The organism is Mesorhizobium montanum, from assembly GCF_033977145.1.
Taxonomy (GTDB): Bacteria; Pseudomonadota; Alphaproteobacteria; order Rhizobiales; family Rhizobiaceae; genus Mesorhizobium; species Mesorhizobium montanum.
The window spans coordinates 1-10,911 of record NZ_JAVIJF010000046.1 but is presented as its reverse complement, the minus strand read 5'-3'; the positions used below and the strand labels follow the sequence as shown (position 1 = coordinate 10,911).

Annotated in this window: 9 protein-coding genes and 3 pseudogenes; 4 read left to right on the top strand and 8 right to left on the bottom strand. The window is 59.6% G+C overall.

The features are described 5' to 3' along the window. Positions 1 to 185: 185 nt before the first annotated feature. The gene (locus tag RFM68_RS33135) at positions 186 to 410 is read left to right on the top strand and encodes a hypothetical protein (protein WP_320237140.1); all 225 of its coding nucleotides are present in this window, start codon (positions 186 to 188) and stop codon (positions 408 to 410) included. A gap of 217 nt (positions 411 to 627) precedes the next feature. Here RFM68_RS33135 and RFM68_RS33130 read toward each other — a convergent pair whose 3' ends face one another. The 7 genes from RFM68_RS33130 to RFM68_RS33100 all read right to left on the bottom strand — a co-directional run bounded on the left by RFM68_RS33130 (position 628) and on the right by RFM68_RS33100 (position 7,811). Then, positions 628 to 1,764, bottom strand: coding sequence for an IS91 family transposase (locus RFM68_RS33130; protein WP_320237139.1), 1,137 nt, complete (start codon positions 1,762 to 1,764; stop codon positions 628 to 630). Between the two features lie 12 nt (positions 1,765 to 1,776). Continuing rightward, positions 1,777 to 2,637, bottom strand: a complete 861-nt coding sequence (locus tag RFM68_RS33125; RefSeq protein WP_320237138.1) for a site-specific integrase — start codon at positions 2,635 to 2,637, stop codon at positions 1,777 to 1,779. Between the two features lie 240 nt (positions 2,638 to 2,877). After that, on the bottom strand, positions 2,878 to 3,828 hold the full coding sequence (locus RFM68_RS33120) for an alpha-ketoacid dehydrogenase subunit beta (RefSeq protein ID WP_320237137.1): 951 nt from the start codon (positions 3,826 to 3,828) through the stop codon (positions 2,878 to 2,880). A gap of 40 nt (positions 3,829 to 3,868) precedes the next feature. Continuing rightward, a complete protein-coding gene (locus tag RFM68_RS33115) occupies positions 3,869 to 4,906 on the bottom strand; it encodes a thiamine pyrophosphate-dependent dehydrogenase E1 component subunit alpha (protein WP_320237136.1) in 1,038 nt (345 codons plus the stop codon). 79 nt (positions 4,907 to 4,985) lie between these two features. Next, positions 4,986 to 5,714, bottom strand: a complete 729-nt coding sequence (locus tag RFM68_RS33110) for an SDR family NAD(P)-dependent oxidoreductase (RefSeq protein ID WP_320237135.1) — start codon at positions 5,712 to 5,714, stop codon at positions 4,986 to 4,988. Continuing rightward, the gene (locus RFM68_RS33105) at positions 5,711 to 6,019 is read right to left on the bottom strand and encodes a hypothetical protein (RefSeq protein WP_320237134.1); all 309 of its coding nucleotides are present in this window, start codon (positions 6,017 to 6,019) and stop codon (positions 5,711 to 5,713) included. Before RFM68_RS33105 ends, RFM68_RS33110 begins: the two co-directional genes overlap by 4 nt. Positions 6,020 to 6,785: 766 nt before the next feature. Then, a complete protein-coding gene (locus RFM68_RS33100; protein WP_320237133.1) occupies positions 6,786 to 7,811 on the bottom strand; it encodes an IS110 family RNA-guided transposase in 1,026 nt (341 codons plus the stop codon). 195 nt (positions 7,812 to 8,006) lie between these two features. Here RFM68_RS33100 and RFM68_RS33095 point away from each other — a divergent pair. The 3 genes and pseudogenes from RFM68_RS33095 to RFM68_RS33085 form a co-directional block, all read left to right on the top strand. Next, positions 8,007 to 8,277, top strand: a pseudogene (locus RFM68_RS33095) (IS630 family transposase); the annotation flags it as partial. Positions 8,278 to 8,356: 79 nt separating this feature from the next. Continuing rightward, entirely contained in the window at positions 8,357 to 9,517 is a 1,161-nt protein-coding gene (locus RFM68_RS33090; protein WP_320237132.1) for an IS110 family RNA-guided transposase, read from the top strand. Positions 9,518 to 9,829: 312 nt separating this feature from the next. After that, positions 9,830 to 10,139 (top strand): annotated as a pseudogene (locus tag RFM68_RS33085) (transposase); the annotation flags it as partial. Between the two features lie 365 nt (positions 10,140 to 10,504). Here the strand turns inward: RFM68_RS33085 and RFM68_RS33080 are convergent. After that, positions 10,505 to 10,791, bottom strand: a pseudogene (locus tag RFM68_RS33080) (IS21 family transposase); the annotation flags it as partial. Between the last annotated feature and the right edge of the window lie 120 nt (positions 10,792 to 10,911).

The window sequence follows — 10,911 nt, the reverse complement described above, 5'->3', positions numbered from 1 at the left end:
CTGAATCAATCAACAGGTCGGTTCGAAGCGGCCGCTCATGATCGCGTGAAATCCCTGCTCACGATCAAATGAAATGAGCGCTCACCATCGCGTGAAATGGCTGCTCACAATCAGCGAAATGCGCACACACGATCGACCTTGGCCAGAATATGATCATCGGGATGAGCTGTCGCAGCGAGCCGGTCATGAACAGTGAACAGTTCGAGTTGATCTCGTTCTTTCCGGCCCAGCATCGCGAATCCTCCACCGAATCAACGATCGATCAATTGAATCTGGAGGCTTCTGTGAGGTCCGTTGGCTCGACGGAGCCGCTTGGCACGACGTCGGACCTCATTGCAAGCCGGATTGAACGGAGCCGCGGGCAGGACTGGCGCTATGGGGATTGTAGCCCGGAGCTGTGGCCGGGATAGTCTTCGCCAGAATGATCAAGGGCCGTCGGGATGCAATGACGGCAAAGGACGCTGCGACAGGGGGCGGCATCTTGATGGCGGGTGCCGTCGGACAGGCTGTGGTGCCTTCTATCGCCGGGCTGGCTGCTTGCGCCCTTGTGCGATGGGCCAAGCGTTGGCGTTCCGGCGCCCATGGTGACGGATGCTGAGGATGGCGATGAGGAGGCGCCGGCCGCGATCATGAGGTGTCGCACCAGAACGGGCCGGGCGGTGCCTGTCCGCATCGCCAGACGGCAAGAGGAGCGGCAGCGGCGCTTTCGGCATCCGGTTCGCGATCATCCAGTTGTGGTTTGGTCAGCAGCCTGCGGCACTGGTCGAGCCTGGCGGCGCGATGGCCGTTGGCGAGGAAGCCGTAGTGGCGGATGCGATGGAAGCCGTCCGGCAGCGTGTGAAGCAGGAAGCGGCGGATGAACTCGTGCGCGTCGAGCGTCATCACCTTTGTCCTTCCGCCATGACGATAATCCTTCCAGCGGAATCCGACACGATCGTTCTCCATGCTGATCAGCCGGGAATTGGCGATGGCGACGCGATGGGTGTAGCGACCTAGGTAGGCCAGCACCTGCCCTGGACCGCCGAACGGCGGTTTGGCGTAGACTACCCAGTCGAGGCGGCGCGCCCTGGCCAACAGGCGGGTGAAGGCGGCTGGCTCGGTCAGGCCGGCAATGTCGCCGAAGAGCTTGAGGCTGTGCGCGTCGAAGGCGGCTCGTAGGTCCTCCAGGAAGCGGCGGCGAAACAGGCGCGACAGGACGCGCACCGGAAGGAAGAACCCTGGCCGACAGGAGACCCAGCGCGAGCCATCGGGCGAGACGCCACCGCCCAGCACGATGCAATGGATGTGCGGATGGTAGTGCAGGTTCTGCCCCCAGCTGTGCAGCACCGCGATGAGGCCGATCTCGGCGCCGAGATGTTTGGAATCGGCGGCGATCGTGCGCAGCGTCTCGGCCGCAGTCCTGAACAGGATGGCGTAAACCGCCGCCTTGTTCTGGAAGGCGATCGCGGCGACCTCGGCCGGCAACGTGAACACGACGTGGAAGTAGGGAACCGGCAGGAGTTCGGCCTCGCGTGCGGCGAGCCAGTCGCGGCAGGCCTGTCCCTGGCATTTTGGGCAATGCCGGTTGCGACAGGAATTGTAGGCCACGCGGATCGCCCCGCAGGATCGGCAGCCCTCGACATGGCCGCCGAGCTCGGCCGTCCGGCAGAGCTCGATCGCGCTCATCACACGCCGCTCGACACGTCCGAGATGGCCGTCATGAACCTGCCGATACGCCTCGCCGTGGCGGCCGAAAATATCCGCCACCTCCAGTCTCGCCGACATGGGCGGAACCGGTCAGCCCGGCGGCACCACTTCAATGTTCAGCCTGTCGAGCGGGCTCGTCGTGCGCCGGATGAGGCCGTTCGAGACCTTGGTGTAGCGTGCCGTCGAGGAAAGATTGTTGTGGCCAAGCAGCACCTGGATGATGCGGATATCGGTGCCGTTCTCGAGCAGATGCGTGGCGAAGGAGTGCCTGAGCGTGTGCACCGTCACCCGCTTGTCGATGCCGGCGGCAGCGCGCGCCGAGCGGCAGGCCGAATACAGCACCTGCACGTCGATGGGGCGATTGGGGTCGCGGCCGGGAAACAGCCAGCGCTGCGGCTTGGCCAGTCGCCAGTAGACCCGCAGGATCCGAAGAAGCTGCGCCGACAGCATCACGGTGCGGTCCTTGCCGCCCTTGCCGTGACGAACGAGTATGACGCCGCGGCCGCTGTCGATATCGCCGACCTTCAGCCCGACGGTCTCCGAGGCGCGAAGACCCGCTGCGTAGGCCGTCGTCAGCGCCGTGCGCGTCTTCAGGCTCGGCACTGCCTCCAGGAAGTGGACGACCTCGTCGGCGCTGAGAACCACCGGCAGCGTGCGTGGCGAGCGGGCATAGACGATCCGTTCCGGAATCTCGGCATGGCCGAGCGTCACGCCGTAGAAGAACCGCAACGCGCACACCGTCTGGTTCAGCGCCGGCCACGAGATCCCGGTCGAGACCAGATGCACCTGAAAGGCGCGGACATCTTCAAGGCCAAGGCGGTCAGGGGATCGGCCGAAATGGCGGGAAAACTTCGCCACCGCGTGCACGTAGGATCGTTGCGTGGCCGGCGACAGATTGCGGATCGTCATGTCTTCGATCATGCGCCGGCGAAGAGGGCTCAACTCGGCCATCTCAGTGCTCCTGTTCCAAGATTGCGCTTCAACAGCCGCAATCCTTCAAAACAGAAGCCTCAACCGCAAACCGACCCGCCAAATGCCGCGTCAGCGGCTTCGTTCAATCAGTTGGGAAGGACTTTCTCAACAGCCCCCGCGTCCACTTCATGAGGAACGTGCTGGCGTGCGTGAAAGATGATGATCCAGCTCGTTGGCAGTTGTTCTTTATTTGCGACTCTACTCAGAATATTGAGGCTATCAGAATAGGTGCCTCACGGCGGCAATGATGTGATCCCTCGTCGGAAAGAAACCCTTCTCAAGAGCCGGACTGAATGGAACGTGAATGTCCGGCGCACATACACGGAGGATCGGTCGCTTCAGCAGATGGAAAGCTTCTTCCGCGACCACGGCGGCGATTTCACTGCCGACGTTGCAGACGCGATGCGCATTTTCAACGATGACAAGCCTTCCAGTTTCCGCAAGTGAAGTCTTGATGGTCTGGCAATCGAGCGGTTTCAAAGTACGCGGATCGACCACCTCGACCGAAATGCCTTCTTCAGCTAGCGCATCGACCGCTTTCATGGTCGGCCTGATCGCACCGGCAATGGCAACCAGGGTCACGTCTTTTCCCGCATGCTTTACGTCAGCCTTGCCAATCGGGATTAGATCATCGGGATTTGTGGGCACATCGCCCTTAAGTGACCAAAGGCTCGCATCTTCGAAGACTAGTACCGGATTGCCGTCGCGGATAGCAGCTTTCATAAGACCCTTAATGTCGGCGGGGCTTGTCGGGCTAATGATCTTTAGGCCCGGCACATTCATGAACAACGGATAGGGCCGGTCGGAATGCTGCGCCGCCATGGAGGCCGCCGAGTACATAAAGCAACGAAACACAATTGGTATGTCGATCTGACCTCCGGTCATATATCGCAATTTTGACGCCTGATTGATAATCTGATCCGAAGCAAGATATACGAAACTGGCAGTTGAGAGGTCTACGATCGGCCGCAAGCCGGAGATCGCTGCACCGATTGCCAAGCCGGTAAAGCCACCTTCTGAAATGGGCACGTTCCAAACGCGGTTGTTACCGAACCGTTGGAGGAGTCTCCCGCCGCCATAAATCGAGACGTCCTCTCCCAACAAGACTACGCGTTCGTCACGATCCATTTCCTCCACCTGCGCCTGCACGATCGCTTCAAGATAGGTCATCTGAGTGTGGGGGCTAGGCGCCGTAGCAAGCTTCTGGGCGTCAGTTTGCATGTCGATCAGCCCTCTTCACTGCGGCCAGGAAGCTCCTATGTCCGGCAGAGAACAAGTTAAACATGTAGTCGGACAGCGTCTCAGACCGAGGCGGCGGGCTCTCTAAACCAAATTCTACAGCTTGCTTGATGGCTTCGAGGACTTCATCCTCGATCGAACTCAAAGTCTCTTCACTTATGCCCTCTTCGATCAGCACAGTGCGATAGATCACTAGTGGATCGCGGTCGCGTTTGTATGCCTCCACTTCCTCAGCAGTTCGGTAAGGTTCCCCCGGAATCGCCAAACCGAAATTGTGCTCATCGAACCGATAGGTGTCAGCTACTATGAGAGTGGGCCCCTCGCCCGCGCGTGCGCACGTCACGGCCGTTGTCGTAACTTCATAGACAGCGCTCAAATTCTGCCCGTCAACCGTTACTCCTGGCATTCCGAAGCCCATCGCACGTAGCGCGATGTTTGGTTGCCCGTGGCTTTGCGCCACCGAAGTAGTTATCGCATAACCATTGTTCTCGCAAAGGTAGATGACCGGGAGCTTCCACAACGATGCCATGTTGAGACTCTCATGGAAGGTCCCTTGGTTAACGGCTCCGTCGCCAAGAAAGCATAGGGTAACCTGATCAGCGCCCCGTAGCTTGGCGCTGAACGCGCATCCTGTTGCAAGAGGGATGCCTCCTCCGACAATCCCTGATTCGCTGATGATCCCGACCGAACTGTCTGCAAAGTGCATCGAACCGCCACGGCCTTTGCAAATGCCACCTTCCTTTCCCATCAGCTCGGCCATTAGGGCGTTCAGATGCGCTCCCTTGCCGATAGGGTGGCCGTGCGAACGGTGTGTTCCGGTCATAGTGTCATCATCCCGCAAGGCGAGACATGCCCCTACGATAGCAGCTTCTTGACCAACGCTCGCATGGAAGAAACCGGGGATCTTCCCACCTTCGAACAGCCGCATACCTTCTTCTTCAAATCGGCGGATGCGAAGCATCCGCCGATAACCCTCTAGTTTCTGACTACGGCTCAACTGCATGACCATAACTTTCTCCGCAAATATGGCTGGCAAGGCGGCTCCTATACAGCTGCCGGTTTGAAGTGCTTGGGAAGACGCTGCACCATCAGGGAAGACTTAGCTTGGCAGTGCGCCCCCCATCCACGACAAAGATCTGGCCCGTGACGAATGTTGCCTCCTCGGAAGCAAGCCATGCCACCATAGCCGCGACTTCCTCAACACGGCCCGTTCGATGCAACGGATGAATGACGCCAAGCCGTTCCCGCATCCCTTCGGGCATAGCGGCAACGAAATTGGCGTTAAGGCCGGTGTCGATCCAGCCAGGAGCCACGGCGTTGCAACGCACCGCGTCTGGCCCGCCGTCTACTGCCACGGCGCGCGTCAGGCCATGCAGTCCTGCCTTAGAAGCACAATAAGCCGCGTGATCGGGGTTGGACGCGAGCCCCTCGATTGAGCCGATATTGATAATGGTGCCGCGTCTTCTGCGAAGATGTTGCATTGCTTGGCGGATCAACAGGAAGGGTGCGTCAAGGTTCAGCGCCATTGTGCGTCGCCATTCGTCCAGTTCCATCTCATCGACTTTAGCTTCAACCATGCGCCCGGCATTGTTGATAAGAATGTCAAGTTGGCCGGCTTGCTGAATGATATTGTCAATGATTACGGCCGGGACGTTGGGGTCGCATAGGTCGGCTACAATCGTTTCTAACGGATCAGCGTCCTCAAGCTGAACGGCAAAGACTCGAGCTCCCTCGTCAGCAAGCCTATTGGCTATTGCCGCCCCAATGCCGCTGCTGGCGCCGGTTACCAAGGCGACTTTTTCTGTGAAGCGGCTCATGCTGCAGCCTCTCTGCCGGTAAGCCCGCCATAGCATTTGTGCATGTGCATCGAACCTGAGGGTATTCTGCGACCAGCATCCAAATTCACCACGGCTGCGCGGTCCTTTTCCACGTAGGCCGCCTGCATAGCGCCCGCCAGTTCCGTTACGACCAGAGGGCCGCAGTACGGCTCGCGGTTAACATCCAGATCGTACGAACCACCCCATTCCTGGTAATAGTCCACTATGCGGTTGGCGTCGCCGTCCAGCACGCGTGAAGCCTTGACATGCTCCTGCGCGGCTTGCTCATGATGCGGAATGTCCATTAGATTTTTCCTTTTGACATACACTCGCCCATCCAGCGGTGACGGCAGGCGAGGGCGGACGGTACCTGCCGACCCGCAAAGCTAGGCCGATCCTCTTTGCGGCGGCTCAGCAGCCATGCCACGGATATCTTCGGCATAGAATGACACATAACGTGAATTGGGCAATGGCTTAATTGTTAAAGAAATCTATATTGTACGTTAAAATTGTGCAACACCTGAACATTATACTTATCATATTTGAAATACTGCTTTTTATATGCGCATTGCCTTTGGCCTCCGCCGTTGATTTTAATATCGGCCATTCAGTGATTGAAACTGGGGCGCCTCGCCGCCGAACGGCGCAAGCCTACATTCTGGCTCGCGGTCAGGCTCCCCACTCCACACTCCAGCCAGGAAGGGTCATGATCAACTCCAGTGTAGCAAACTCGAAACCATGGCGTCTCTGAAGAGCTCGAGCAAATCCATCGAACGATGAATCGATTGTGATGTGACACAGCCCTGCTCAGCTGATTCAACGTCCACTTTGATGAGGTTGTCTAATCGCAGTTGGGGCGTCAAGCGTGGAGTTTGTTGAAGCGGCACTGCCGGGTGCATGGTTGTCTTCGCGGTCGACATTAGTCGCCGCATGATGGAGCTTCGCGGGACGAGCCTTCAATGTGGACGACGCACTTTGCTGAGACAGCGGTGCAACCCCATCAGCGGAATGGCTCGGCTCACGTCCCGGCAGGGACGCCTCAGGCGTTCAGAGTCTGAACGCTATCCGGTTTTACGTTGTGGCTCCCGCATTCGGATTAAAGAGCTCACCGGTTTTAAGCATCGTATGCATTATCACCGCCAGTTTGCGCGCCACGGCCACAGCAGCTCTTTTGAAGCCGATCCTCTCCCGCAGTTGAAGTCCCCATGTGCGCAGGGTGCTGTCAGTTGAGCTACGCGTCAGAATGACCGCCGCGGCTTCGTAGAGAAGCCCTCGCAAATGGCGGTCGCCGCGTCGGGATATATGGCCGTCATAATCGACTTCTCCGGATTGGTAGCGGCGCGTCGTCAGGCCGATCCAGGCGCCAACAGATCGGGACTTCTTGAAGTTGCCCGGATCTTCAATGGCAGTGGCGAAAGAGGTCGCGGTGATGGCGCCGATGCCGGGGATCGACATGAGGATGCGGCAAGCCTGGCTTTGGCGGGCATCCGCGACGAGCTGGCGTCCGAGCTCGGCGGCGCGGATGCGAATGCCGCGCCAGGCCTCCAACATCGGCAGCACGATAAGAGCAAGCTCCTTGTTATCGATAAGGAGGCGCCGAACGTTGTTCTCGAACGTGGTTCCCTTACCTGCAGGAACGAGCAAGCCGAACGTTTTCATGATTCCACGAATCTGGTTGGAAAGCTCGGTGGTGATCCGGACCAGCCGGGTGCGTGCCGCCACGAGCGTTCGGGTCAGCATGCTGTCGTATCCTTTCACCCGCACCTCGCGGAAGAAGCCCACCTCTGCAAGCTGCGCCAAACCATCGGCGTCATTCGCATCCGTCTTATTCGCCGCCATATCGAGCGCAGCTTTGGCGTGGCGGGCATCGATGCAGATTGCCGGCAAACCCTCGGCGCGCAGCGCATGATAGAACCATACGGAGAGAGGCCCCGTTTCGAACACCACTCGCTTTACAGCTGGCGCCCGCTTGCGGACAAGCTCGGCAATGATGTTGGGATCAGATGCGCACTTCCCGCGCCAGATCCGCTCGCCTTCACGGCGGATCGACACTGCCGTCTCTTTCATCGACACGTCGAGACCGATATATTCTGCCATGGCTGTTCTCCGTTAGATGCCTGGGCCCGGCGTCCAGTCGTGAGCCCGTACCTTCATCTTATCGGGGAACAGCCACCCTCCAAGGCTATGATTGGTTCCAGGGTGCGTCGCTCCCGCGATTACCCCATGTGGATGATGGCAAGGGCACTGAGCGAAGATCTTCGGTAGCGGGTTTTGAAAGCTGCCGATGATGGTATGTAGGCGGCGGGCGGCGGCGCGGCCCGGGGTCGGAGTATCGAGTGCGATCCGTCGCGTCGCGCGAGCCAAGCTCGGCGAGCGGACGCCTGGGCCATAGGGTTGGCGGCGAGGTTCAAGCAGCTGAAATGAAGCCTTCATCGTCGGGCTGATCGAGGCGCGTAAGGACATCACGCTGGACGAGATGGTCGAGCGGCTCGCAGTCGAAGCGTCGGTCCGCATCGGTCGCAGTGCCTTGAGCGCCTGGCTTGGCAAGCGCGGCTGGACGTTCAAAAAAAGATTCCATGGGAGCGGATGACGGCCGGCGTTGCAGAATAAGGCCGTTGAACCCCATCATTCTGAGGCCTCCGATGTTTAGAACGGAAAGACCCGCGACCGCCATCCAAACCAGTATTGGCGCAATTTTTGTCTCGATGGAACTCAGCCGGAAGACGTGGCTGATCACAACGCTGTTGCCTGGCAATGGCGAGAAGATGTCCAAGTATCCGGTGCAAGCCGGGAATCTCGCCGGTTTGTTTGACCTGTTTTTGAAGCTGCGGGAGAGGAGCCAGGAAAAGACCGGCCAGGTCTGGCCGATCGTCACAATCCAGGAGGCCGGCCTTGACGGCTTCTGGATTCATCGGTCGTTGGAGAAGGAAGGGATCGAAAGCTACGTCGTCGATGCAAGCTCGATCTCGACGCCAAGTCGTAAGAGACGTGTGAAGACGGACCGGGTTGATGGCGAGGCCCTGCTTCGGGTTATCATGGCCTACATGAGGGGCGAACCGCGCGTATGCTCGATGGTTCAGGCGCCTTCGCCCGAGGAAGAGGACCGGCGACGGATTGGCCGGGAACGAAAGCAACTCATCGCGGAGCGCGTTGAACACGTCAATCGCATTAAGGGGCTCCTGTTCTCGCAAGGCGTGGCCGACTACGAGCCGCTCCACAAGGATCGACGCCGGTGCCTTGAGGAATTGCGAACCGGCGACGGATGGCCTCTGCCGAAGCACATGAGAGATCAGATCGACCGGGAGTTGGACCGGCTTGAGTTGCTGTTGAAACAAATCGAAGCTGTCGAAGATGAGCGCGATACGTTGATCTCTGTAGAAACAGCCGACGATAAGGCATCGCCGGTCGCGATGCTTCTTGGCATCAAAGGTATCGGCATCGAGTTCGCCAATGTCCTGGCATCTGAATGCTTCGTGCGGCAGTTCGACAACCGCCGCCAGGTTGCCTCCTACGCCGGGCTGGCGCCGACGCCCTGGCAAAGCGGCAAGGTCAACAGGGAACAAGGCGTTTCGAAAGCGGGCAATCCGCGCCTGCGAACGACGCTGATCCAGATGTCGTGGCTGTGGCTCCGGCATCAGCCGAACTCGGCGCTCACTCAGTGGTACCAGGCCCGCGTTGCCCACAATGGCGGGCGCGGGAAAAGGCAGGCGATTACGGCATTGGCACGCAAGCTGCTGGTGTCGCTCTGGAAATACGTGGCTTCTGGCGTCGTCATCGAGGGCGCAGTCATAAAGGAGGCTTAAAACTCCGCAGCACTTCACCTTTCTAGAATCTACCGGGATGTGATCATTCCCGGCGGATCCAGGCGACGGACCGACGCGGACTTTGGCGAAATGCCGGCAAAAAAGAATGGTCTCGTCACCCTGAGCCTCACCGCCGCAAGCGGAATCCTGGTCCGGCCATGAGCGCCGACCGAATGTGAGTTTGATCGGGTCGGCTAACGAACCGCGTCATGCAATCAGGCTCAGAACTGGAACCGGCAACCTGGAGACGTTCATGCACGATTAAGCTGAGCACCTTGACGTGAACTCCCCCATGTGAGTCCGCACGTGCAACTGGAGCAGGCCCGAGCAGACGTCCTGAAGCGTCGTCGCCCCTGGTTCGACCGCCAACTCGATCTCGATCCTGCCCGGCTCGTCTTAATCGATGAGACCGGCCTGTCGATAAGATGGCGCGGCTGCGGGGCCGTGCGCCACGCGGCGAGCGCTGTCGGGCTGGCGTGCCTCATGGCCACTGGAAGACCTCCACCTTCACCGGCGCGCTACGGCTGACCGGCATGACCGCACAGTTCGTCTATGATGGCCCCATGAACGGCACCGTCTTCCGAGCCTAGTCGTACAGCTCCTTGTCCCGACCCTGAAAAGCTAGGCGAAGCCGCCGTATTCGACCACCTTGCCCTTGTCCATGAAGACGAAGATGTCGGCGTCGCGCAAGTTCGCACGTTTGCTCCAGAGCTTTCAGCATCTGCACGAAAAAGCCGCCGCACGACCAAGCTGAAGCCTTGGACCAGCGGTACTTGATGAGAAACTCTGACCTTGTCAGGGGAGACACCTCAAGTTGAGGTGAGGGACGCCGGCCGACTCAACGGCGCGCCGGATGCGGTCGCGCAGATGATCGCGGGGATAGGCCGAGTCGACGCGGACACGTTGGTTCGCCAAGCAGCGCTGTGGCAGGGAGGCTGTCGGGCATTTGAGTGCCCAAAGCCGGTGACTCCCCTGCCCGGCCGGCGCGGCCACGAAGCGCTTCACGGCGGTGTAGGCGCCGCCATAGCCGCGCTCACGAATCTCGCGCCTGAGGCGAACGGCGGTGAGATCGGGAAAGGCGGCGACCCGTTCACGCAGGTAGTCGACAAAGGGCACGATCTTGCTTGGTCGTCCCACCTGTCGCGGCCCATAGGCGCGGGGAGTTCGAGCCCGCGCTCGATGTATTTGCGGACTGTCTCGGGATCGCGGCCCGTTCGCCGGGCGATCGCGGTCACGGACAGGCTCTGACGCTGTAGATCCAAATATCTGCGTATTTCAGGCGATCGTGAGCACGGATTTCACGAGATCATGAGCAACGATTTCAGACGATCGTGAGCACCTTTTCGGAGGTGCGGGACGCTTCGGCCGACAACTCAGCTACAGGGTGCCTCGTT